Source organism: Streptomyces sp. CA-288835 (assembly GCF_050936385.1).
Lineage (GTDB): Bacteria > Actinomycetota > Actinomycetes > Streptomycetales > Streptomycetaceae > Streptomyces.
In genome coordinates this window covers 7,327,915-7,351,769 of the sequence record NZ_JBNJMW010000001.1, presented here as the reverse complement: position 1 = coordinate 7,351,769, position 23,855 = coordinate 7,327,915, and the positions used below count along the sequence as shown (strand labels likewise).

15 protein-coding genes and 3 pseudogenes are annotated in these 23,855 nt (G+C 68.1%); 8 read left to right on the top strand and 10 right to left on the bottom strand.

The features are described from left to right. Positions 1-159 precede the first annotated feature (159 nt). From ACQEVY_RS33230 to ACQEVY_RS33220, 3 genes and pseudogenes are all read right to left on the bottom strand, one after another. Positions 160-813 carry a class I SAM-dependent methyltransferase gene (locus ACQEVY_RS33230; protein ID WP_432953074.1) on the bottom strand — a complete coding sequence of 218 codons (654 nt, stop codon included), beginning with the start codon at positions 811-813 and terminating at the stop codon, positions 160-162. A 112-nt stretch (positions 814-925) separates the two neighbouring features. Beyond that, a complete protein-coding gene (locus ACQEVY_RS33225) occupies positions 926-1,789 on the bottom strand; it encodes a hypothetical protein (RefSeq protein WP_432953073.1) in 864 nt (287 codons plus the stop codon). A gap of 254 nt (positions 1,790-2,043) precedes the next feature. Continuing rightward, positions 2,044-2,139: pseudogene (locus tag ACQEVY_RS33220) on the bottom strand (transposase); the annotation flags it as partial. Between the two features lie 462 nt (positions 2,140-2,601). On the opposite strand from ACQEVY_RS33220, the pseudogene ACQEVY_RS33215 reads away from it, so the two are divergent. From ACQEVY_RS33215 to ACQEVY_RS33195, 5 genes and pseudogenes are all read left to right on the top strand, one after another. Next, positions 2,602-3,198 (top strand): annotated as a pseudogene (locus ACQEVY_RS33215) (RNA-guided endonuclease TnpB family protein); the annotation flags it as partial. 134 nt (positions 3,199-3,332) lie between these two features. After that, complete coding sequence (locus tag ACQEVY_RS33210) at positions 3,333-3,620, top strand: zinc ribbon domain-containing protein (RefSeq protein WP_432955523.1); 288 nt, start codon at positions 3,333-3,335, stop codon at positions 3,618-3,620. Between the two features lie 83 nt (positions 3,621-3,703). Then, a pseudogene (locus ACQEVY_RS33205) lies at positions 3,704-3,913 on the top strand (hypothetical protein); the annotation flags it as partial. A gap of 236 nt (positions 3,914-4,149) precedes the next feature. Next, complete coding sequence (locus ACQEVY_RS33200; RefSeq protein WP_432953072.1) at positions 4,150-9,339, top strand: family 43 glycosylhydrolase; 5,190 nt, start codon at positions 4,150-4,152, stop codon at positions 9,337-9,339. Positions 9,340-9,542: 203 nt separating this feature from the next. Beyond that, complete coding sequence (locus ACQEVY_RS33195) at positions 9,543-11,954, top strand: SpoIIE family protein phosphatase (RefSeq protein ID WP_432953071.1); 2,412 nt, start codon at positions 9,543-9,545, stop codon at positions 11,952-11,954. Between the two features lie 81 nt (positions 11,955-12,035). Here the strand turns inward: ACQEVY_RS33195 and yjfF are convergent, their stop codons facing one another. From yjfF to ACQEVY_RS33165, 6 genes are all read right to left on the bottom strand, one after another. Further along, the gene (gene yjfF, locus ACQEVY_RS33190; protein WP_432953070.1) at positions 12,036-13,064 is read right to left on the bottom strand and encodes a galactofuranose ABC transporter, permease protein YjfF; all 1,029 of its coding nucleotides are present in this window, start codon (positions 13,062-13,064) and stop codon (positions 12,036-12,038) included. Then, positions 13,064-14,176, bottom strand: a complete 1,113-nt coding sequence (locus tag ACQEVY_RS33185) for an ABC transporter permease (protein ID WP_432953069.1) — start codon at positions 14,174-14,176, stop codon at positions 13,064-13,066. The genes yjfF and ACQEVY_RS33185 overlap by 1 nt, the downstream gene beginning before the upstream one ends. Next, a complete protein-coding gene (locus ACQEVY_RS33180; RefSeq protein WP_432953068.1) occupies positions 14,173-15,711 on the bottom strand; it encodes a sugar ABC transporter ATP-binding protein in 1,539 nt (512 codons plus the stop codon). The genes ACQEVY_RS33185 and ACQEVY_RS33180 overlap by 4 nt, the downstream gene beginning before the upstream one ends. Positions 15,712-15,815: 104 nt before the next feature. Next, positions 15,816-16,826 (bottom strand): ABC transporter substrate-binding protein, encoded by a 1,011-nt coding sequence (locus ACQEVY_RS33175; protein WP_432953067.1) that lies wholly within the window; start codon positions 16,824-16,826, stop codon positions 15,816-15,818. A gap of 137 nt (positions 16,827-16,963) precedes the next feature. Next, positions 16,964-18,013: a LacI family DNA-binding transcriptional regulator gene (locus ACQEVY_RS33170; protein WP_328771919.1), complete on the bottom strand. Its 1,050-nt coding sequence runs from the start codon at positions 18,011-18,013 to the stop codon at positions 16,964-16,966. A gap of 371 nt (positions 18,014-18,384) precedes the next feature. Beyond that, positions 18,385-19,383, bottom strand: coding sequence for an NADP-dependent oxidoreductase (locus ACQEVY_RS33165; RefSeq protein WP_328771918.1), 999 nt, complete (start codon positions 19,381-19,383; stop codon positions 18,385-18,387). An 88-nt stretch (positions 19,384-19,471) separates the two neighbouring features. On the opposite strand from ACQEVY_RS33165, the gene ACQEVY_RS33160 reads away from it, so the two are divergent. From ACQEVY_RS33160 to katG, 3 genes are all read left to right on the top strand, one after another. Further along, positions 19,472-19,915, top strand: coding sequence for a MarR family winged helix-turn-helix transcriptional regulator (locus tag ACQEVY_RS33160; protein WP_432953066.1), 444 nt, complete (start codon positions 19,472-19,474; stop codon positions 19,913-19,915). Positions 19,916-20,151: 236 nt separating this feature from the next. After that, a complete protein-coding gene (locus tag ACQEVY_RS33155; protein ID WP_432953065.1) occupies positions 20,152-20,589 on the top strand; it encodes a Fur family transcriptional regulator in 438 nt (145 codons plus the stop codon). Between the two features lie 41 nt (positions 20,590-20,630). After that, positions 20,631-22,850 (top strand): catalase/peroxidase HPI, encoded by a 2,220-nt coding sequence (gene katG, locus ACQEVY_RS33150; RefSeq protein ID WP_432953064.1) that lies wholly within the window; start codon positions 20,631-20,633, stop codon positions 22,848-22,850. A gap of 115 nt (positions 22,851-22,965) precedes the next feature. On the opposite strand, the gene ACQEVY_RS33145 is transcribed toward katG, so the two are convergent. After that, positions 22,966-23,682: an SCO2400 family protein gene (locus ACQEVY_RS33145; protein WP_432953063.1), complete on the bottom strand. Its 717-nt coding sequence runs from the start codon at positions 23,680-23,682 to the stop codon at positions 22,966-22,968. Positions 23,683-23,855: the final 173 nt, after the last annotated feature.

Here is a 23,855-nt window from a genome sequence, read left to right as displayed (position 1 = left end):
TCATGACCGGCACCCCGGGAGTTGGGGCTCCTGCCGCCGGGACGGTGGCCCGCCGTGCGGCGGGCGGACACGATGCCTGGGATGGGCAGTGTTGGTGTCGGTGCCGACGGTGGTTCTGGCGGCGGGAATGCGCAAGCAGGGATCCTGAGTTCGCCGCGCTCATGTCGTCGTGGGCTTGCGGGCGAGGAGCTGGATTCCCGTTGACTCATGTCCGTTCATGGTGGCCACCGTGATGGTCCGGGTGTCGACGGTTTCGAAGCCGGCGAGGAGGGCGGAGAGCCACTCGCGGGAGTGGTGGCGGCAGACCGCACCGTCGCTCGTCTCGAACACGCCATAGCTTCCGTAGCGGTCGGCATAGCGGCTGTAGCGACTGCGGTTGCGTTCGTCGTCTTGCAGCAGAAGGTCGCTTATGTAGAGGATCCCGCCGGGCTTGAGGACGCGGTTCAGCTCGGCGATCAGCCGGTGTTGGGCTTCATCGCTGGGGACGCAAGTGAGTACGGCGAAGAGCAGAGCTGCGTCGAAACCGGCGTCGGGGTACGGGGACACCGGTGGTGCATCCAGGGCTGCGAAGCGCATGGCAGGGTGCAGGCGGCGGGCCCGTTTGATCATTCCTGGCGAGGTGTCGGTGCCCGTGAGGTTGTCGAAGCCGTGCCGTTCGAGATCCTCCACGGTGCGGCCGTAGCCGCATCCGTAGTCGAGGATCGCCGCGTGCCTGCCGATCCCGTTGAGCCAGGGCAGATGGAGCGGATGAGTGAACGTCTTCGTGGCCGCGGCGGCATCCCAGTAGGGAATCTGACTGTCGAGGTCGGACATGGCGGATGCCTTCCCGGGAGCTTGTCTGAAGCTGGACACTGCGCTGACGGTCAGACGGAATGGCCCACCAGCGTCACTCGCTCGGAGCGGTGCTCGCCCCGCCGCGCGCACCTCACACCGGCTGCACCGCCACCACAACCCCCCGCTCCGCCGCAGGCGACACCGCCGCCGACACCCGTACCGCCGCCTCCCGGACCACCTGGCCCGCCCGGGAAGCCGACGCCAGGAGCAGGGGCTGGACGTGTTCCAGGCCGGAGACCAGGAGCTCCTCGCCGGCGATCAGGAGGGGGCGGCCTGCCTTGATGGTGGCGGCTGCTGCTTCTGTGAGGTCGGCCAGGGGTGGGAGGGTTGTGCGGGCGATGCCTGCGCCTGCGGCGGCGGTTCGTTCCGCCAGGGCGAGCTGCAAGGGGAGTAGCGGAGCCAGCGCTGCCGTCAACGCGTCGGCTATGCGGCGGAGTTCGGGGGATGAGTCTCGTAGGACGTCCGCTGCGGCTCGTAGGAGGGGGGTCAGGGCGAGGAGGGTGCCTGCTGCCAGGCCGGCCGCTGCGGGGAGTAGGGGGGACGTCGCCTCTACCAGTTCGCCCAGTGCCTCTGCCGTCTCCTCCAGGGCAGGGCCGACCGCGTCCAGGACCGGGAGCAGGCTGTCGCCCAGTGCCGTGAGCAAGGCCTGGGCGGGTTCGCTGACCGGGTGGGTGGCTAGCGGTGCTCCGCTTGTGCCTAGGCGCGTCAGGGTGTCGACGATGCGGTAGAAGGCTTCCTGGGCCTGGGGGGACGCGCTTGCCTCGGCCAGTTCGGCTGTGGTTTCGCGTAGTACGCGCAGCGCCTCCGCTCCCGAACCGTCCCGTGGATCGAAGGTGTTGATGGCTATACGGGTGATATTGCCCGCGGTGTCCAGAAGTTGGCCGGTGATGTCGGTCGTGTTCCTTGCGATACGCGCCACGTCATCCCTGCTGGGGAGCGACGGAATCGTTGCCATGGACTACTCCTCGCCTCACGCCCTGCGCGCCAGGGCCCGGCCCCCGCCGCGCCGACGCCCACCCACAGCATGCCCGCTCGCCTACGCCAACGCCCTCTTGTTGCGGGTGAATTGAACCGGTACACCTCCCGGTACCGATTAACAGGAGGTACGCGTGCGTCTCACGTGGCTTCAGCCATCGGGAGGAATCGCATCCCGATGTGGCGTCCCGGAGGGGCGCGGTGTTTCCTCTGCCGACGGAGCCGGGCACTGCATCATCCGGGACGTTTCTGATTCTCGATGTACTCCTTGACCACGTTCAGCGGGCCGCCTCCGGCGGAGGCGGCGAAGTAGGGCGGGGACCAGAGATGCTCGAGTGCCGCAACCTTGGTGGGTTCACGACACGCGCCACTCTAATTACCACCGCTCTCAGGAGTCCTGCGCGGCCGTCGAAAATCGTCCCCTGATTCGGGCGGGGTGCCCCGGCGTCCACGCTGGGGGAAATCGCCTTCTGTGGCAGCGACGCGGAGCGGCGACGCATGCTTTCCGTCGACCGCGGAGCGCCCGCACGGCTGCCCGGCGGAGCCGTGACATGCGAACAACCGTCCCATAGGTCGCTGGTGGTGGTGACCTGTGAGTGAACGGCGGTCGTGTGTGTGGTTGTCGCACTACGGTCCGGGGTTGTGAAGCTGGTGGTGCTGGTGAAGCTGCTGCCAACGCCCGAGCAAGCGTTGGCACTTGAGGCGACTCTGCACGCCTGTAACGAGGCGGCAAACTGGCTGTCCGCCCATGCGTACGACCACCAGGTGACCTCCCGGGCCCGGCTGCAGGCGATGGCCTACGGCGAGCTGAAGGCGCGGGGCCTGTCCGCGCAGCCCGCCCTGCACGTCCTGCGCAAGGTCGCCGACGCCTACACCACGCTGAAGGCGAACCTCAAAGTCGGGAACCTCGGCAAGCCCGGCTCGAAGCGGCACACCAAGGCCACCGGCAAACCGATCACCTTCCGCAAGGACGCGGCCCAGCCCTACGACGACCGCTGCCTGTCTTGGCAGATACCCGACCGCACGGTCTCGATCTGGACCACGACCGGCCGCATGAAGAACCTCGCCTTCACCGGCCAGGACGACCAGCTCGCCGTACTGGCCGCACACCGCAAGGGCGAGTCGGACCTGCTGCGCCGAGACGGCCAGTGGTATCTGATCGCGACCTGCGACATTCCCGAGGCCAGGGCGAACGCCCACCCGGCAGGGTTCCTCGGCGTGGACCTGGGGATCGTGAACATCGCCTCCACCTCCACTGGCACACGCCACTGCGGACGACGTGTCAACCGGCACCGCGAGGCGGACCGCAAGCTGCGCTCCAAGCTGCAGAAGAAGAACACCAAGTCCGCCAAGCGGCGGGCGAGGAAGCACGCGGGCAAGGAAGCACGCCGGGCCCGGGACATCAACCACAAGATCAGCAAGAGCATCGTGGCGGAGGCTGAACGCACCGCGCGCGGGATCGCCCTGGAAGACCTCACGGGCATCGCGATCGGGCACGGCTACGCAAGCCCCAACGCGTCACGCTGCACTCCTGGTCCTTCCACCAGCTCGGCACCTTCATCGCTTACAAGGCCCAGCGCGCAGGCGTCCCGCTGGTGTATGTCAACCCGGCGAACACCAGCCGGGAATGCTCCCGGTGTCACCACATCGACAAACGCAACCGGCCCTCCCAGGCCATATTCACCTGCAGGTCCTGCGGCTTCGTTGAGCACGCAGACCTGAACGCGTCCCACAACATCGCCGATCGCGGCTGGATGGCGTGGGTCCGCGGGGCCGAGTCACAGGCCCCTGCCCTCGCCCTCATCGCGTGAGAGCTGGACGCAGCCGGGCCTCATCACCGCCAGTGATGACCCGAGCAGCAAGCCCGGGACTTCAATCCGGGTAGTTGACCGAGCATGTGCCGGAGCCCGGAACGCTGGAGAGCATCGCCAACTCCCGTACCGTGCGCGCCAAGGGCCAGGCGTCGGCGGGCGGCGTCGCCTCCGCGCGGGCTCGCCGGGATGTACGCGCCGGCGACACACGGCGCCGGATGTCGTTCCCGGGCGGGGCGGCTCCGGAGAACGAGCGACTGGTGCGGGCGGTGCACCGGGCGGCTCTCGCCTGAACGACCCCGGGAATGTGGGGCGTCTATCAAGTAGAGGGACACGGGAGCAATCTGTCCGACCAGTCGGACATTGTTCGAAAACTCTTGACGGTCCGCCACACCCCGGCTGACACTCTCGCAACGCGACGTCACACAGACGAAACAGCGGGGTCTCGGGGGTCAGGGCCCGCCATCACGCGCCTCACTTCGTTCCTTCAGCGATAAGCGACGAACGACGTCTCAACGAGGAGACTGAAATGCCGCAGACCGACCGGCCTCGCAGACGCGCGAGACGCCTGGTGGGCCATCTCGCCGGGCTGACCACCGCGTCACTGTTCCTGGGTCTCGCCGGGCCCGTCTCCCCCGTACAGGCGGCGGAGATCACCGATGGCCTGGCCCTCTGGTACAAGCTCGACGCCGGCTCGGGAAGCGTGGCGGCCGATGCCTCGGGGAACGGACGGAACGGCACCGTCAGCGGCACCGCCGACTGGTCCGGCAGCGGCGAGGGACTCGCCTTCAACGGCTCCGACACCTACATCAAGGTGCCGGACAACATCATGAGCGGCATGGAGTCGATCAGCGTCTCGATGGACGTGAAGATCGATGCCACGCAGGCCACTCCGTACTTCCTCTACGGTTTCGGCAACACCAGCGGTACCGCCGGCAACGGCTATCTCTTCACCACCGGCGACGGCTTCCGGACCTCCATAGCCACCGGCAACTGGTCGACGGAGCAGACGACCCGGCCGTCCGGGTCCGGCAACCTCACCCGCTCCGTGTGGAAGCACGTCACGTACACGCAGACCGGCAATACGGGTGTGCTGTACGAGGACGGCGTCGAGGTGGCCCGTAACACGTCGGTCAGCATCACCCCGGGTGCCATCGGCTCCGGCAAGACGACCGCCAACTACATCGGCAAGTCCGTGTACCCGGGCGACAAGCTCTTCAAGGGCCAGATCCGCGACTTCCGCGTATACAACCGGGCACTCGGCGGCTCCGAGGTCGAGGAACTCTCCCTCCCCGTCGCGACCCAGGGCGTCGCCGACGACAAGGCCGCCCTCAGCCTCGGTGACACCGACGCCATCGTCTCCGACCTGAAGCTGCCCGCGACGGGCACCGCCGGCGGATCGAAGATCAGCTGGGCCACGGACAACGCCGGCGTGGTCTCCGCCACCGGCAAGGTCACCCGCCCGCCGGCCGGTGAGCCGGACGGCCGCGCCACGCTCACGGCGACCCTGAAGAAGGGACCCGTCACCGACACCAAGAGCTTCGACATCACGGTCCCCGCCGCCGCCGACGACGCCACGGCCACCCAGCAGGCCGCCGAGGCGCTGTCCGTTCACAACCTCGACGACGTACGCGGCAACCTGACCCTCCCCGCGACCGGTGACTACGGCACGAAGGTCGCCTGGTCGTCCGCGAAGCCGGACGTCATCGACGCCGACGGCCTGGTGAAGCGCCCCGCGAACGGTGACGGCGACACCACCGTGGAGCTGACCGCGGCGGTCACGAAGGGCGACGCGAAGGCGACTCGGACCTTCACCGCCAAGGTGCCGGAACTGCCGAAGAAGGAAGCCCTCAAGGGCTATATGTTCAGCTACTTCACCGGCGAGGGCACCTCGGACGGCGAGCAGCTCTACGCCGCTCTCAGCAAGGGCAACGACCCGCTGAACTGGCGGGAGTTGAACGAGGGCAAGCCCGTCCTGACCTCCACGCTCGGTGAGAAGGGTCTGCGCGACCCGTTCATCATCCGCTCCCCCGAGGGCGACAAGTTCTACCAGATCGCCACCGACCTGCGGATCTACGGCAACGGCAACTGGGACGCCTCGCAGCGCACCGGCAGCAAGTCCATCATGGTCTGGGAGTCCACCGACCTGGTGAACTGGACGAACCAGCGCCTGGTCAAGGTCTCCCCGGACTCGGCGGGCAACACCTGGGCCCCGGAGGCCTATTACGACGAGAAGCTCGGCGAGTACGTCGTCTTCTGGGCCTCGAAGCTGTACGACAACGAGGCGCACACCGGCGACACGTACAACCGCATGATGTACGCCACCACCCGCGACTTCCACACGTTCAGCGAGCCCAAGGTGTGGATCGATCGCGGCTACTCGGTCATCGACTCCACGATGATCGAGCACGACGGCACCTACCACCGCCTGTCCAAGGACGAGCGGAACAACACCTCCTCCACCCCCAACAGCAAGTTCATCTTCCACGAGAAGAGCGACTCGATCCTCGACCCCTCCTACGACTTCGTCGCCGAGGGCATCGGCAAGGGGGAGATGAGCGCCGCCGAGGGACCGCTGGTCTTCAAGTCCAACACCGAGGAGAAGTGGTATGCGTTCCTCGACGAGTTCGGCGGCCGCGGCTACATCCCCTTCGAGACGACGGACCTCGCCTCCGGGAACTGGACGCCGTCCACCGGGTATGACCTGCCGTCAAAACCTCGCCATGGCACGGTGCTTCCGGTCACGCAGGCCGAGTACGACCGGCTGCTGAAGGCCTACCAGTCGGACGAGCTCGTCAAGTCGGTCGAGGAAGTGAAGGTGACGACGGGCATCGGTGAGGCTCCGGTCCTGCCGGGCACCGTGATCGCCGAGTACGCCGACGGCGCCAAGCGGCCCGTCGCCGTCACCTGGGACGACGTCCCGGCCTCGGCCTACGCGCAGGCCGGCACCTTCACGGTGGAGGGCAGCCTGCCCGACGGCGCCGCGCTCAAGGCCAAGGCAGAGGTCACGGTCTCGGCTCAGGGCCCGGACGTGCCCGCCGACCTGCTGCTGCGCTACGACTTCGACGAGACCGGCGGCAACATCGCCCGTGACTCCAGCGGGCACGGCTACCACGGCACGTACGTCCGTACGCCCGACTTCGGAACGGGGGTCAAGGACGGCTCCTTCAAGATGTCCGGCGGTTCCAGCTCCTCCACCACCTCCCCGTACGTCAGCATCCCGAACGGCGTTCTGAAGGGCGCTGACAGCGTCACCGTCTCCACCCACGTGAAGTGGAAGGGCGGGGACAACTTCCAGTGGCTCTTCGGTCTTGGCCCGGACAGCGACAAGTACCTCTTCGCCACCCCGTCCAACGGCGCAGGCAAGGTCTTCTCCGCGATCACCAAGGCCACTTGGTCGGGCGAGAAGCAGATGGTCGGCGGCTCGCAGCTCACTCCCGGTGAGTGGAAGCACGTCACCGTCACGGTGAACAGCGCGACCGAGACGGCGGTCCTCTACGTCGACGGCGCCGAGGCGGCCCGGGCGACCGGTGTCACCATCAAGCCGTCCGAGATGTACGACGCGTCGAAGGGCTACTCCGGCTACATCGGCCGGTCCATGTACGCCCCCGACCCGTACTTCGGCGGCGAGGTCGACGACTTCCGGATCTACAACCGGGCGCTGTCGCCCGCCGAGATCCTGGAGCTCAGCGGGAACACCACGGGGATTGCCTCGGCGACCCACCCCGCGCTGAAGACCGACGCGATCATCGACGACGCGGACAGCAGGATCACGCTCCCGCTGACCGCGGGCAGTGATGTGACCGCCCTGGCACCGGAGTTCGGCCTCGCCAACGGCGCGAGCATCAGCCCCGCGTCCGGCACCCTGCGCGACTTCACCGAGCCGGTGACGTACGAGGTGACCGGCTCGGACGGCGAGAAGCGCACCTGGACGGTCCGGGCCCTGGAGATGAAGAGCCCGGTCCTGCCGGGTCTCAACGCCGACCCGAACATCGTCAGGTTCGGCGACACCTTCTACATCTACCCGACGACCGACGGCTTCCCTGGCTGGAGCGGCACGCAGTTCAAGGCGTACTCCTCCAAGGACCTGGTCAACTGGCAGGACCACGGCGTCATCCTCGACCTGGGACCGGACGTCAGCTGGGCCGACAGCCGGGCCTGGGCGCCGACGATGGGCGAGAAGGACGGGAAGTACTACTTCTACTACTCGGCCGACACGAACATCGGTGTCGCGGTCTCCGATTCGCCCACCGGCCCGTTCAAGGACCCCCTGGGCAAGCCGCTGGTCCCGCGTGGCGCCTACGAGGGCCAGATGATCGACCCGGCGGTCTTCACGGACGACGACGGTCAGTCGTATCTGTACTGGGGCAACGGCAGGGCGTATGTCGTGCCGTTGAACGACGACATGGTGTCGTTCGACGCCTCGAAGGTCACCGACATCACCCCGAGCGGCTACAACGAGGGCACCTTCGTCATCAAGCGCAAGGGCACCTACTACTTCATGTGGTCGGAGAACGACACGCGGGACGAGAACTACCGCGTCGCCTATGCCACCGGATCCTCCCCCACCGGTCCCTGGACCAAGCGGGGCGTGATCCTGGAGAAGGACCTCTCGCTCGGCGTCAAGGGACCCGGCCACCACTCGGTGGTGAAGGTGCCGAACTCCGACGACTGGTACATCGCCTACCACCGTTTCGCCATCCCCGGCGGTGACGGCACCCACCGTGAAACCACCCTCGACAAGCTGGAGTTCGACTCCGACGGCCTGATCAAGAAGGTCGTTCCGACCCTGGAGAGCATCGACCCGGTCACCGTCGTCCGTGCGGGTCCGGACGCCTCGGGCACCGAGGGCAGCGCGATCTCCCTCACCGGCACCATCTCCGGAGCCGGCGACCCGAAGTGGACGGTGAAGGATGGAGCACCCTGTTCCTTCTCCGACCCCGACGCCATTCTCACCGCGATCACCTGCGACGACGACGGTACGTACGAGGTGACGCTGTCCGGTGGCCGCAGCAGCGACACGCTCACCGTGACCGTGGACAACGCGGCCCCGATGATCACGGCCGGTACGGGCCCGTCGTCGCCGGTGTCGGTGGGCAAGAGCGCGGTCGTCACGGCCGACTTCACCGATCCCGGTTCCGGCGACACCCAGACCTGCCGGGTCGACTGGAAGGACGGCAGCGAGCCGACCGCCGGGAAGGTCACCGGCGCCGGCTGCGAGGCCGCGCACACCTACACCAAGGCGGGTATCTACCGTCCGGAGATCACCGTCAAGGACGACGACGGCGGCTCGGACAGCAGGAAGCTGGCCGAACTGGTCGTGTACGACCGGGCGGCCGGTCCCGTGGCAGGTGCGGGCATCATCGCCTCCCCGGCCGGCGCCTACCCCGCCAAGCCCTCCCTGAAGGGTCCGGCGGCCTTCTCCTTCGGCGCCAAGTACAAGAAGGGCGCCACCGTTCCGAGCGGCAACGCCACCTTCGACTACGCGGCCGCCAAGCTGAAGTTCCGGTCCACTTCGTCCGACTGGCTGGTGGTCACGGGTTCCGAGGCCCTGTACCAGGGCTCCGGAACGGTCAACGGCAGCGGCGGCTACGGCTTCCGTATCACCGTCACCGACTCCCCTGACACGTACCGCATCAGGATCTGGAAGAAGTCCACCGGCGACGTCGTCTACGACAACCGCACCGGCAGCAAGGCCTTCGGCATCATCTTCAGCTGACGGACCGGCTCGCCACGATAGAGCGGCGCCCGGGGCATGTGCCCCGGGCGCCGCTTCGTATGTGACGGGGGCCGCAAACTCGGCAGTAAGGCTGCCGCGACCCCGGCGCGCACTTTAGCCTTCAAACAGAATTCTGTTCACCGAGGGCTCTTGCGTTTCACAGCTCAAGATCTCGAGCCGGGAGAAACGAGGCTCGTATAAGGATGAGCCGGCACAAGGACACAGCGGGACAAGGACCGAAGGACCCATTCGACGAGACCGGTTCGGCACAGGCGGTCATCGACAGCACCGGCGCCGTCGTCGAATGGGGCGAGGGCGCCGAGCGGCTGCTCGGGCATGCAGCGCCGGACGTCGTGGGCCGGCCCGCGGAGCGGTTGCTGGCCCCGGACAGCAAGGTCGTCCTTCCGGAGGCGGCGGCCGACCGGTGGAGCGGCGGCGTCACCCTGCGCCATCGCGACGGCCATGAGGTGTCCGTGTGGGTGCTCGCCCATCGCAGTCGGCCGGAGTCCGGCGAGCGCTTCGAGTGGCGGGTGATCTGCCCGCTGGGGGACAGAGGTCCGCTGCCGTCCGACGACCCTTTGTCAGCAGCGCTGTTGGAGCAGTCCCCGTGCCCCATGGCGATCTATGACGACCGGTTACGGCTGCACAGGATCAACGAGGCGATGGAACGCGTCATCGGCCTGCCCGAGGAACGCATCCGCGGCCTGCGGCTCACGGAGATCGGCGGGAAGCGGCAGAGCGAGGAACTCGAGCGGCATCTGCGCCGGGCGTTCCGCACCGGTCAACAGCAGGACGTGGACATCTACTTACGCACGGGCGGGGAGCAGCACGCCCACCCGTGGTCGGCGAAGTTCGCACCGCTGACCGACGCCGACGGTGTGGTGCGCGGGGTCTGTCTGACCGCGCACGACATCACGGAGCAGGATCTGGCCCGCCAGCGGCTGCAGTTGGTCAACGAGGCGAGCATCCGCATCGGCTCCACGCTCGACGTCACGCGCACCGCCCAGGAACTGGCCGATGTGTGCGTGCCCGGTCTCGCCGACTTCGTGAGCGTCGACCTCATGGACCCGCCGGACGACAGCGGCGAGTCCCCGGCGAGCATCCCCTCCGCCCCTGTGGTCCTGCGCCGCGCCGCCCATCGGTCGATCACGCCGGGCTGTCCCGAAGCCGTGATCGAGCCGGGCGAGGTCGACACGTACCCGGCCTCGTCACCGCAGGCCGACTCGCTGCTGGCCGGCCGGACGACCGTACGGTCCGACCCGGTCGCCGCTCTCCACGACTGGCTCGCCGGGGACTCGATGCGCACCGAGCGGGTCAAGGAGTACGGCGTGCACTCGGCGATGTCGGTGCCGATCCGGGCCCGCGGCGCGACCCTCGGCGTCGCCGTGTTCGTGCGGTACCGCAGCCCCGAACCCTTCACCCCCGAAGACGTGCTGCTGGCCGAGGAGATCACGGCCAGAGCGGCCGTCTGCGTGGACAACGCCCGCCGTTTCTCCCGCGAGCGCGAGACCGCGCTGGTCCTGCAGCGCAGCCTGCTGCCGCAGACGCTGCCCCGAACTGCCGCACTGCAGACGGCTTCGCGCTATCTTCCGGCGGCGCGTGCGGGGGTGGGCGGGGACTGGTTCGACGTCATTCCGCTGTCCGGGCTGCGCGTCGGCATGGTCGTCGGTGATGTCGTCGGCCACGGGATCCAGGCCTCCGCCACCATGGGGCGGCTGCGCACGGCCGTACGTACACTCGCCGACGTCGACCTGCCGCCGGACGAGCTGCTGACGCACCTGGACGACCTCGTCGTACGGCTCTCCGCGGAGGCCGGGAACGGACACGCCACCGGCGAGGTCGGCGCCACCTGTCTCTACGCGGTGTACGACCCGGTCTCGCGCCGCTGCTCCTTCGCCAGAGCCGGCCATCCGCCGCCGGTCATGGCCGTGCCGGGCGGTACCCCCCGGCAGATCGACGTACCCGCGGGCCCGCCGCTGGGCGTGGGCGGACTGCCCTTCGAGTGCATGGAACTCGAGCTGCCCGAAGGCACCGTGCTCGCCCTGTGCACCGACGGCCTGATCGAGAACCGGGTCCAGGACATCGACGGGAGTTACGAGCTCCTGTGCGAGGTGCTGGCGCGATCGGCAGGTTCGCTGGACGAGACGTGCCAGGAGCTCGTACGGACCCTGCTGCCCCCTGACGGCGCGGCCGATGACGTGGCGCTCCTGCTGGCCCGTACCCAGGGCCTCGCCGCCTCCCAGGTCGCGACCTGGGACGTTCCCCCTGCCGCGGCCCTGGTGGCACGTGCAAGGAAGTACGCGACCGAGCAGCTGGGCGTCTGGGGACTGGACGAGGCGGCGTTCGCGGCCGAACTCGTGGTGAGCGAACTGGTCACGAACGCCATCCGGCACGGCAGTCCGCCCGTACGGCTGCGCCTGATCCACGATGACGACGACGCCACGCTGATCTGCGAGGTGTCGGACGGCAGCGCCACGGCCCCGCATCTGCGCCGGGCCAAGACGTATGACGAGGGCGGGCGCGGACTGCTACTCGTCGCCCAGCTCACCGAGCGCTGGGGCAGCCGCCCGACGGACGACGGCAAGACCATCTGGGCGGAGCTGTCGGTGAGTTGACGAACGCGACAGCAAGGGAGACCCCTCGGTCGGGGTAACTCCCTTGCTGTCGCGGTGTGTTGACCGGAGCCTGCGTCCGGGTCAGGTTTTCTTGCGTGACGTCATCGCCCGCTGGATCAGGATGAACGCGCACAGCAGCACACCCGTGGCGATCTTCGTCCACCAGGAGCTGAGCGTGCCCTCGAACTGGATGATGCTCTTGATCAGGCCCAGTACGAGGACGCCGAACAGGGTGCCGATCACATAGCCGGAGCCGCCCGTGAGCAGCGTGCCGCCGATGACGACCGCGGCGATCGCGTCGAGCTCCATGCCGGTGGCGTGCAGCGGGTCACCGGACTGGATGTACAGGGTGAACAGCAGACCGGCGAGCGCCGAGCAGAAGCCGCTGATGGTGTAGACGGCGATCTTCGTGCCGCCCTGCGGAAGGCCCATCAGCAGCGCCGACTGCTCGTTGCCGCCGACGGCGTACACCCGGCGTCCGAAGCGCGTGTAGTGCAGGACGTAGAACGCCGCGGCGAGGACGACCAGTGCGACGATCGCGCCGATCGAGAGGAAGCCCGCCCCCAGGTTCAGCTGCGCCCCGGCCATGCTGCTCACCGAGGGGTCGCCGATGGAGATGGACTCCTTGCTGATGACCAGGCACAGGCCCCGGAAGAGGAAGAGGCCGGCGAGGGTCACGATGAAGGGCTGGATCTCGAAGTTGTGGATCACATAGCCCATCAGGAAGCCACCGAAGGCGCCCACGGCCAGCGCCATGGGGATGACGACCAGGATCGGCAGGCCCTGACGCTCCACCAGCCATGCCGTGAACATGGTGGTGAAGCCGATGACGGAGCCGACGGAGAGGTCGATGCCGCCGGACAGGATGACGAAGGTGACTCCGACGGCGGCGACCAGCAGATAGCCGTTGTCGATGAACAGGTTCATGAAGACCTGCGGTTCGCCGAACCCGTAGTTCTGGTAGCGGCTCAGGCCCGCCACGTACATCGCGAGGAAGAGCCCGGCCGTCACCAGGACGGGCAGCCGGCGGTCGCCGAGCAGAGTCGCGGCCCTGGACGGCGCCGGCGTACGGCTCTTGGAGGCTGTGGGGGTCTTCGTGGTCGTGCTCATCACGACACCTCCATCTTGGGAGCGGCCACGGGCGCCGGGGTGGTGTCCGCCGGGGCCGCGGGGGGCTGGCCGGGGCCGCCCTTCGCGCCGGTCTTGGTGCCGAACTTGCCGCGGAAGACCTTGGCGCGGAACTTCGGGGACTGCAGCAGGCAGACGACGATGACGACGGCGGCCTTGAAGACCAGGTTGGTCTGGGTCGGCACGCCGATGGTGTAGATCGTGGTGGTCAGGGTCTGGATGACGAGGGCGCCGACCACCGTGCCGCCGATGGAGAACCGGCCGCCCAGCAGCGAGGTGCCGCCGATCACCACGGCGAGGATCGCGTCGAGCTCGATCCACAGACCGGCGTTGTTGCCGTCCGCGGCCGAGGTGTTGGAGCTGATCATCAGGCCCGCGATGCCCGCGCACACCGCGCAGAACACGTACACCATGATCTTGATACGGCGGGACCTGATGCCCACCAGACGGCTGGCCTCCGCGTTGCCGCCGACCGACTCCACGAGCAGGCCGAGCGCCGTACGGCGGGTCAGTGCCACGGTGATCGCCACGACCACGGCCACGATGAAGATGGAGAACGGCAGGGTCAGCCAGTAGCCGCCGCCGATCATCTTGAACGGCTCGCTGTTGACGGTGATGATCTGCCCGTCGGTGATCAGCTGGGCCACGCCACGTCCGGCGACCATGATGATCAGCGTCGCGATGATCGGCTGGATGCCCATCCGGGCGACCAGGAATCCGTTCCACAGTCCGCAGATCACCGCGGCCAGCAGGCCGATGCCCAGGGCCAGGAACACCGCGGACAGGGCGCTCTGATCGGACTGATCACTGATGTACGAACAGGTCAGGGCCCCGGTGATGGCGACCACGGCGCCGACGGAGAGGTCGATTCCACCGGTCGCGATGACCAGGGTCATACCGACCGCCACCAGGATCAGGGGCGAGCCGAACAGCACGATGGAGACGAGGCTGCCGTGGAGGTGGCCGTTCGTCATCCGGATGGAGAAGAAGTCAGGGGTGAAGGGAACGTTGACGAGCAGCAGGACGACCAGGACCGCGACGGGCCAGAACAGGTTGTGGTGGGTCAGTGCTCGCCATCGGGGAGTGGTGGTCACTGGTGTTCTCCGCTCGCGATGGTCTCGAGGATCTTGCTGGTGGTGATCTCGGGCCCGTTGGTGAGCCGCGCCACCAGCCGGCGGTCGCGCAGCACTCCGATGGTGTGGCTGAGCCGGAGTACCTCCTCCAGCTCGGCCGCGATGTACAGCACGGCCATGCCCTCCTCGGACAGCGAGACCACCAGCTTCTGGATCTCCGCCTTCGCGCCGACGTCGATACCGCGCGTCGGCTCGTCCAGGATCAGCATCTTCGGCTGAGTGATCAGCCAGCGGGCGAGCAGCACCTTCTGCTGGTTGCCGCCGCTGAGCTGGCCGACCCGTGCCTCCGGGTTGGCGGGGCGGATGTCCAGCGCCTTGATGTACTTGGCGACCAGCTCATCGCGCTGGGAGACCGGGATGGGCCGGGTCCAGCCGCGGGCCGCCTGGAGGGCCAGGATGATGTTCTCCCGCACCGTCAGATCCGGTACGAGGCCCTCGGTCTTGCGGTTCTCCGAGCAGAACGCGACGCCGGCGCCGATCGCGTCGTTCGGCGCGCTCATCGAGACCTGCTTGCCGCCGATGGTCAGCTTGCCGCTGTCCGGCTGGTCGGCGCCGAAGAGCAGCCGGGCGAGTTCCGTACGGCCCGAGCCGAGCAGGCCCGCAAGGCCGACGACCTCGCCCTTCTTGATCTCCAGGTCGAAGGGCGCGATGCCGCCCGTCCTGCCGAGGTTCTCCGCCTGGACCAGCGTCTCGCCGACATCGGAGTGCAACTGGTGCTCGTGCAGCCCCTCGAGCTGGTCCAGGGCCTTGCCGATCATCAGCTCGATCAGTCCGACCTGGTCGAGCTCGCTCACCATGTGCTCGCCGACGAGGCCGCCGTTGCGCAGGACGGTCATCCGGTCGCAGATCTCGTAGATCTGGTCGAGGAAGTGCGAGACGAACAGGATCGCGACACCCTCGTCCCTCAACTGCCGCATCAGGCGGAACAGTTCGAGGACTTCGTCGCGGTCAAGGCTCGAGGTCGGCTCGTCCAGGACCAGCACCTTGGTGCCGGATCCCGAACCGTCGCTGTCGCCGGTGCCCACGGACCGTACGATCGCCACCAACTGCTGGACAGCCAGGGGGTACGAGGACAGGGGCGCCGTCACGTCGATGTCGAGGCCGAGCCGGTCGACCAGCTCCGCGGCCTCCTTGCGCATGCGCTTCCACTGGATGCGGCCCATGCGGGTGGGTTCACGTCCGATGAAGATGTTCTCCGCCACCGACAGGTTGGGGCAGAGGTTCACCTCCTGGTAGACGGTGCTGATGCCGGCCTGCTGCGCCTCCAGCGGGCTGCCGATCCGCACCGTCTTCCCGTCGAGGGTGACGGTGCCGGCGTCCAGGGAGTAGACCCCGGTCAGCACCTTGATGAGGGTGGACTTTCCGGCTCCGTTCTCGCCCATCAGGGCGTGGATCTCGCCGGGGAAGAGCCGGAAGTCGACACCGGACAGAGCCCGTACCCCCGGAAATTCCTTGACTATGCCCGTCATCTCCAGGACGGGCCGCGGCTCTGCCATGGCAGCGCTCCTCGTTGAATTCATGGAATTCGTTTCGGCCCGCAGGGAGCCCAGGGACCGAGGGTCCGGTCGGCCGTGGGCTCCCTGCAAGTGGGTGCGGTGGGTCAGTACTTGCGGGTCGGGAGGGCTTCCTTGGCCTGGTCCTGCATGAAGTCGCTCTCCTTGGTCTTGACCCAGGGCTCGACCTTCTCGCCGTCCTTGACCTTCTGCACGACCTCCATCAGCTGGGGGCCGAGCAGCGGGTTGCACTCGACGATGGCGTTGATCTTGCCCTCGGACATCGCGATGAAGCCGTCCTTCACGCCGTCGACCGTGACGATCAGGATGTCCTTGCCGGGCTTCTTGCCGGCCGCCTCGATGGCCTGGATGGCGCCGATGCCCATGTCGTCGTTGTGCGCGAACAGCACGTCGATGTCCGGGTTGGACTGCAGGAAGGCCGCCATGACCTGCTTGCCGCCGGCGCGGGTGAAGTCACCGGTCTGGCTGACGACGATCTTCCAGTCGTCCTTGTGGTCCGCGTCCATGACCTCCTTGAAGCCCTTGGCGCGCTCGATCGCGGGGGCGGCACCGGTGGTGCCCTCCAGCTGTGCGATCTTCACCGGGCCCTTGTGACCGGCCTTCTCCAGGACCTTCTCCAGGATCCTGGCCGCGCGCCGGCCCTCGTCCGTGAAGTCCGAGCCGACGAGCGTGACGAACAGGGACTTGTCGTCGGTCTCGACGGAACGGTCGGTGAGGACCACCGGGATCTTCTTGGCCTTGGCCTCCTTGAGCACCGCGTCCCAGCCGGTGACGACCACCGGCGAGAAGGCTATGACGTCCACCTTCTGGGCGATGAAGCTGCGGATCGCGGAGATCTGGTTCTCCTGCTTCTGCTGAGCGTCGGAGAACTTGAGGTTGTAACCCGCTTCCTTGGCAGCCGCCTTCACCGACGTGGTGTTGGCGCTACGCCAGCCGCTCTCCGAGCCGACCTGGGAGAAGCCGAGGGTGAGCGCCTTGCTGCCGCCGCCACCGGAGGAGGAGCTGCTGGAGCTGCTGTCCTCCTTGGCGCAGGCGGCCAGACCGCCCGCAGCCGCCACGCCGACCGCCGCCGTGAGGAAGTTCCTTCTGTTGAGCATCTTTCTTCTCCTTTGAAGAGCCGGCCCGGGGATGGACCCGCTGGTACTCGATGGGACCGGCCGCACAACGTCCAGCCTGTCGATCATTGTTCGAAATACCGGCCGCGTAGGTGCTTGTGCGACCGATGGGTGTCGCGTCAGTTCAGAACGCCCTCCGGCTGAGGGGCGTACGGAAACGTACTGGCGCGAACGACGAGTTGCGGTTCGATGGCGATCCGGGGTGCCCCGGACAGGGCCCGGCCCTCGACGAGATCGAGGAGCAGGGCGATGCTCCGCTTCCCGACCGTCGAGAAGTCCTGTCGGACGGTGGTGAGCGGCGGAGCGAAGAACTCCGACTCCGGGATGTCGTCGAAGCCGACCACCGCCACGTCCTTGGGAGTGCGCACCCCCGCTTCACGCAGGGCCCGCAACACCCCCAGCGCCATCTGGTCGTTGGCGACGAACACGGCGGTGAGCCCACGGCCCACCCAGCCGGCCAGCTCCTGGCCGGCGCGGTAGCCCGACAGCGGACTCCAGTCCCCGTGCAGCAGCGTGGGCGGCTCGATACCGGACTCCTCGAGGGTCGCCCGCCAGCCGACGACCCGGTCGGCCGCCTCCTGCCAGTCCTCGGGCCCGGACAGGTGCCAGACCGTGCGGTGGCCGGCGGCCAGCAGATGACTGGTGGCCAGTCGCGCTCCCAGGTGCTGGTCCACGCTGACGCTGGGGATGTCCCCTTCCGGCTGCCCGCCGCCCACCACAACCACCGGGAAGGGACTGGAGAGTTCGGCCAGAGCCTCCACCGCCGATCGCTGGGGAGCGATGGCGATGACCCCCTCCACTCCGCCCTCGCTGAGGTGGTCCAGGGCCTCGGACAGCGTCTCCACGGTCAGCTTGCGCAGACTCACCGTCGAGACGAGATACCCCTCGGCACGTGCGGCCTCCTCGAGCGCGAACAGCGTACTGGCCGGCCCGAAGAGGGTGGTGTTGGAAGCGACCACACCGAGGGTGCGGGTGCGCCGGGTGGCCAGGGCGCGTGCGGAGGAGTTGCGGCGGTAGCCCAGCTCCTTGATCGCGTGCAGCACCTTGGTCCGTGTCTCGTCCCGCACATTGGGGTGATCCCCCAGCACGCGGGACACGGTCTGGTGCGAGACCCCTGCGAGTTGTGCGACATCCGCCATCGTGGGCGGTCGAAGCTGTGCGTGTGCCACGGCCGCGCCTCCTTGGATGCCGTTGAACACCGGTGGTCGGCGATGGTCGCCGACTGGTGAATGCGGACGTCATTGTGAGCGCTAACAATCCATGACGGTCAAGAGGGCTGCAAGGAGAAGGCGTCACGGTTGCGTAACGCGACGCTCCGCGAAGACGCTCCGCTGGGAGAACGGTTTTGAAGCTGCGGGTTCGCTGTGGCTTGTCGCGCAGTTCCCCGCGCCCCTTACGGGGCGCTTCATCGCACGGCACTTCATCAAGGCGGCTCAAGAGCCTTACGCAACCGAAGAGGCCGCACCCATGGCGGTGGGTGCGGCCTCTCCCCTGCTGTGCTGAGGAGTCGTCAGGCCCTCTCCTGAGGAACCGTCAACTGTCAGAGCTTGACGATCATTTTGCCGGTGTTGTCGCCTCGCAGGACGCCGAGGAATGCCTCAAGGTTGTTGTCGATGCCCTCGACGACCGTCTCGCGGTACTTCAGTTCGCCGGAGCGGATCCAGGGGCCGACCTCCTGGACGAACTCGGGCTGCAGGTCGTAGTGGTCGCCGACCAGAACGCCCTCGACGCGGAGCCGGTTCTGCAGGATCTTGACCATGTTGCGCGGGCCGGGAGTCGGCTCGGTCGCGTTGTACTGCGAGATCATGCCGCAGATCACGGCCCTGCCGCGCAGGTTGAGCGCGCCGATCGCGGCCTCGAGGTGCTCGCCGCCGACGTTGTCGAAGTAGACGTCGATGCCGTCCGGGGCGGCCTCCTTGAGCTGCTCCCAGACCGGGCCGTTCTTGTAGTTGAACGCGGCGTCGAAGCCGTACTCCTCGACCAGCAGCTTGACCTTCTCGTCGGACCCGGCGGAGCCGATGACCCGCGAGGCGCCCTTGAGCTTGGCGATCTGCCCGACCTGGCTGCCGACGGCACCGGCCGCGCCCGAGACGAAGACCGCGTCGCCCTCCTTGAAGGCACCGACGCGCAGCAGACCCGCGTACGCGGTCAGGCCCGTCATGCCGAGCACACCGAGGTACGTGCTCAGCGGCGCCGCCTCGGGGTCGACCTTGACCGCCTGCTTGGCGTCCACGACGGCGTACTCCCGCCAGCCGAAGAAGTGCAGGACGTGGTCACCGACCGCGATGCCCTCGGCGTTCGAGGCGATGACCTCGCCGACGGCACCGCCCTGCATGGGCTCGCCGAGTTCGTAGGGCGCGACGTACGACTTCGCCTCGCTCATACGGCCGCGCATGTACGGGTCCACGCTGAGGTACTGGTTGCGTACCAGCACCTGACCGGGGCCCGGCTGCTCGACCTCGGTCTCGACGAGGGCGAAGTTCTCGGGCTTGGGCCAGCCGACGGGGCGGCTGAGGAGGTGCCATTCGCGGTTGATCATGGGGAGCCTTTCAATTTACTTCAGTACCTGAAACAAGCATGCGGCCGAATATTTCAGGTTGTCAAGTAATGCGGGTACGCTGGAGCGCATGGCCGCCCCGCAGAAGACCCGCCGCCCCGATGCCCTGACCTTGGAGGTCGTGGACCTCATCGGCACGGTGGTGGCTCGCTATCACGAGGAGTACGACGACGCTGCCGCCGAGCATGCGCTGACCGGGGCGCAGGCTCGGTTGCTGAGCCTGCTCTCGTTGGAGCCTTTGCCCATGCGACGGCTGGCCCAGAAACTCAAGTGTGAGCCTTCGAATGTGACCGGGATAGTGGATCGACTGGAGTCGCGCGGGCTTGTTGAGCGGCGGCCCGATCCTGGTGACCGCCGGGTGAAGCTGGCGGCGGTCACCGATGAAGGGCGACGGGTCGCCCGGGGGCTTCGTGAGTCGCTGCACTTTGCGCGTGAGCCGCTTGCCGAGTTGTCTCGGGATGAGCGGTTGGCTCTGCGGGACCTGCTCTTGCGGATGCTCGGGGCTGCATCCTGACCCTTAGGCGCCTACTGGACGGGGAGGTTCTTGATCGCGGGCGGGCGCGGGCCGTCGTGGGTTGTTCGCGCCCACGCGGCGGAGCCGCAAATGTCACAGCCCCGCGCCGGGAAGGGGCGCTCCCCCGAGCCGTGACGCATCTAAGAGCGCCCTCCGGAACACCGTCCGACACTTCCCAAGATTAGAACTGTTCTTTTTCTTGAATCGTTCGTGTTAGGCGATGTAGGTTGGGCGCCATGACCGCCTCCCAGACCCCGAGCACCGCCGATGAGCTGCGCGGTGTCGGTCTGCGGGTGACGGCCGGCCGGGTCGCGTTGCTGGAGACCGTTCGCCGTGGTGATCACCTCGGTGTCGAGGCGATCGCCTCCGGGGTGCGCGAGCGGCTGGGCCAGGTCTCCCTGCAGGCCGTGTACGAGGGACTGCACGCGCTCGTCGCGGCGGGCCTCGTACGCCGTATCGAACTGCCCGGCAGTCCGGCCCGGTTCGAGGGGCGTGTCGGGGACAACCATCACCACCTCGTGTGCCGGTCGTGCGGCGTCCTCGCGGACGTCGACTGCGCGGTCGGCCATGCCCCCTGCCTTACCGCATCCGACGACCGGGGCTTCTCGGTCGACGAGGCAGAGGTCATCTACTGGGGCGCGTGCCCCGACTGTTCCACCCCCCGCGGTACCTGATGAGCACCGTGATCCACTAGTAGTTCGGAAGGATTCCCCCAATGGCCGAGAACCCCGACGCAATCGTCACCGATCCCAAGGCGGAGGGCGCGGGCGGCTGCCCGGTCGCGCACGGGCGTGCCCTGCACCCGACGCAGGGTGGCGGCAACCGCCAGTGGTGGCCGGAGCGGCTCAACCTGAAGATCCTTGCCAAGAACCCCGCCGTGGCCAACCCGCTGGGCGAGGAGTTCGACTACGCCGAGGCGTTCAAGAACCTCGACCTGGCCGCGGTGAAACAGGACATCGCCGAGGTGCTCACCAGCTCGCAGGACTGGTGGCCCGCCGACTTCGGCAACTACGGCCCGCTGATGATCCGTATGGCCTGGCACAGCGCCGGCACCTACCGCATCAGCGACGGCCGTGGCGGCGCCGGCGCCGGTCAGCAGCGCTTCGCCCCGCTCAACAGCTGGCCGGACAACGGCAACCTGGACAAGGCGCGCCGTCTGCTGTGGCCGGTCAAGAAGAAGTACGGCCAGTCCATCTCCTGGGCCGACCTCATGATCCTCACCGGCAATGTCGCCCTGGAGCAGATGGGCTTCGAGACCTTCGGCTTCGCCGGCGGCCGTGAGGACGTATGGGAGCCCGAGGAGGACGTGTACTGGGGTCCCGAGACCACCTGGCTCGACGACCAGCGCTACAGCGGTGACCGCGAGCTGGAGAACCCCCTCGGCGCCGTCCAGATGGGCCTCATCTACGTCAACCCGGAGGGCCCGAACGGCAACCCGGACCCGATCGCCGCGGCCCGTGACATCCGCGAGACGTTCCGCCGGATGGCGATGAACGACGAGGAGACGGTCGCCCTGATCGCGGGCGGTCACACCTTCGGCAAGACCCACGGTGCGGGCCCGGCGGACGCCGTCGGCAACGACCCCGAGGCCGCCTCCATGGAGGAGATGGGCCTGGGCTGGAAGAGCACCCACGGCACCGGTAAGGGCGGCGACGCCATCACCTCCGGCCTGGAGGTGACGTGGACGGAGACGCCCACGCAGTGGAGCAACAACTTCTTCAAGAACCTGTTCGAGTACGAGTACGAGCTCACCCAGAGCCCGGCCGGCGCGAACCAGTGGGTGGCGAAGAACGCCGAGGCGATCATCCCCGACGCGCACGACCCGTCGAAGACGAAGCTCCCGACGATGCTGACCACCGACCTGTCCCTGCGCTTCGACCCGATCTACGAGCCGATCTCGCGCCGCTTCTACGAGAACCCGGACCAGTTCGCGGACGCCTTCGCCCGCGCCTGGTACAAGCTGACCCACCGCGACATGGGCCCGAAGTCGCTGTACCTCGGCCCGGAGGTCCCGGAGGAGACCCTGCTCTGGCAGGACCCGCTGCCGGAGGCCGAGGGTGAGGCCATCGACGCCGCGGACATTGCGGCCCTCAAGGCGAAGCTCCTCGACTCGGGTCTGACCGTGTCGCAGCTGGTCTCCACCGCGTGGGCGTCGGCCTCGACGTTCCGCGGCAGCGACAAGCGCGGCGGTGCCAACGGTGCGCGTATCCGCCTGGAGCCGCAGCGCAGCTGGGAGGCCAACGACCCCGACCAGCTCGCGACGGTCCTGCGCACCCTCGAGGGCGTCCAGCAGGAGTTCAACGGCTCCGGCGCCAAGAAGGTCTCCCTGGCCGACCTGATCGTGCTCGGCGGCTCGGCTGCCGTGGAGAAGGCCGCCAAGGACGCCGGTCACGACATCGAGGTGCCCTTCACCCCGGGTCGTGTGGACGCGACGGAGGAGCACACCGACGCGGAGTCCTTCGCCGCGCTTGAGCCCAACGCCGACGGCTTCCGCAACTACCAGGGCAAGGCCAACCGCCTGCCGGCCGAGTACCTGCTGCTCGACCGGGCCAACCTGCTCACGCTGAGCGCCCCCGAGATGACGGCCCTCGTCGGTGGCCTGCGCGTCCTGGGCGCCAACCACCAGCAGTCGTCGCTCGGTGTTCTCACCGAGACGCCCGGCAAGCTGACGAATGACTTCTTCGCGAACCTGCTCGACCTGGGTACGACGTGGAAGTCGACGTCCGCCGACCAGACCACGTTCGAGGGGCGCGACGCCGCCACGGGCGAGGTCAAGTGGACGGGCACCCGTGCCGACCTCGTCTTCGGCTCGAACTCCGAGCTGCGTGCGCTCGCCGAGGTCTACGCGAGCGACGACGCGAAGGCGAAGTTCGTGCAGGACTTCGTCGAGGCGTGGGTCAAGGTCATGAACCTGGACCGGTTCGACCTCGTCTGATCGCTCCGGTCGCTCGGATCGCTCCGAGTACGACCTGGGTGACGTGAGTACGACGTCCGGGCCGGCCCCAGCGGGTCGGCCCGGACATCGTCAGTTCTGGTGCCGGAAGCGGGAGTTACGAGCAGAAGAACAGGAACCGCGTGCACGTCTCCGTGGGCGTCGGCTCCGGGGCCGGACGCTTCGACGTCGGGCGGGGGTCCGGGGTGTCGGGGTCCTCAGGGGGCGGGCGCGGGGGGTCCTCGGGATCCTCGGACGTCGGCGTGGGCGAGGGCTTCTTGCTCTCGCCCTCGTCCTTGCCCTTGTCCCCCGGCTTCTTCGACTTCGAAGGCGAAGGAGAGGCCGAGGCCTCCGGCGACCGGGAGTCCGTCACGACGGAGCCCGCCGCCCCGCCCTCCGACGAGCCCGTCTTCCCGTCCTCCGACACCCGCGAACCGGAGCCCTCGTCGTCCGTCGCGGTGTTCGGCTCCGCCGAGGGTGCCTCCCTGCCCAGCTCCGCCAGGCTCAGCCCGCCCGCGGCGAGCAGCAGCCCCGCCCCGATCAGCAGCGCCCGCTGCCGACGACGCCGGTGCACCGCCGCCCGCCTGTCCCGCCGGGTCTCCCGCGCCCCACGATGGGACCGGCCACGGGACCGGCGTCCACCGGCGGCCGAGGAGTCCTCGGGGTCGTCGGGGTCGCCGTGTCCGTCGTCGCCCGCGCGCGCACCCGCGCCCTCCCGCGCGTGTGCGGCGTCCAGCGACGCGGCGTACGCGCGGCAGGCTTCGGCCGGTGTGCCGCAGCCCGGGCAGGCGAGGGCGCCGTTGAGGTGCCGTTGGCACGGGTGGCAGTAGTCCATGACGCCGGAAGACTAGATTCCGGACAGGTAACGTTCCTAGGGGCAGCTGTGAATGTTGTGTAGGGAGTCGCCTGTTCAGGCATACGAAAGCGCTGTCCAGGCATGCCGGGGCGCGGACAGCCCGGATCATTCCCCGCCATCCCACCGCCTTGGCGTCAAAACCGTTACGTGTT

What these genes read in the sequence shown, in the direction of transcription:
- yjfF (WP_432953070.1), bottom strand. Translation starts at nt 13,064, where the DNA reads ATGAGCACGACCACGAAGACCCCCACAGCCTCCAAGAGCCGTACGCCG.
- ACQEVY_RS33175 (WP_432953067.1), bottom strand. Translation starts at nt 16,826, where the DNA reads ATGCTCAACAGAAGGAACTTCCTCACGGCGGCGGTCGGCGTGGCGGCT.
- katG (WP_432953064.1), top strand. Translation starts at nt 20,631, where the DNA reads ATGGCCGAGAACCCCGACGCAATCGTCACCGATCCCAAGGCGGAGGGC.
- ACQEVY_RS33155 (WP_432953065.1), top strand. Translation starts at nt 20,152, where the DNA reads ATGACCGCCTCCCAGACCCCGAGCACCGCCGATGAGCTGCGCGGTGTC.
- ACQEVY_RS33225 (WP_432953073.1), bottom strand. Translation starts at nt 1,789, where the DNA reads ATGGCAACGATTCCGTCGCTCCCCAGCAGGGATGACGTGGCGCGTATC.
- ACQEVY_RS33200 (WP_432953072.1), top strand. Translation starts at nt 4,150, where the DNA reads ATGCCGCAGACCGACCGGCCTCGCAGACGCGCGAGACGCCTGGTGGGC.
- ACQEVY_RS33180 (WP_432953068.1), bottom strand. Translation starts at nt 15,711, where the DNA reads ATGGCAGAGCCGCGGCCCGTCCTGGAGATGACGGGCATAGTCAAGGAA.
- ACQEVY_RS33230 (WP_432953074.1), bottom strand. Translation starts at nt 813, where the DNA reads ATGTCCGACCTCGACAGTCAGATTCCCTACTGGGATGCCGCCGCGGCC.
- ACQEVY_RS33145 (WP_432953063.1), bottom strand. Translation starts at nt 23,682, where the DNA reads ATGGACTACTGCCACCCGTGCCAACGGCACCTCAACGGCGCCCTCGCC.
- ACQEVY_RS33165 (WP_328771918.1), bottom strand. Translation starts at nt 19,383, where the DNA reads ATGATCAACCGCGAATGGCACCTCCTCAGCCGCCCCGTCGGCTGGCCC.
- ACQEVY_RS33195 (WP_432953071.1), top strand. Translation starts at nt 9,543, where the DNA reads ATGAGCCGGCACAAGGACACAGCGGGACAAGGACCGAAGGACCCATTC.
- ACQEVY_RS33160 (WP_432953066.1), top strand. Translation starts at nt 19,472, where the DNA reads ATGGCCGCCCCGCAGAAGACCCGCCGCCCCGATGCCCTGACCTTGGAG.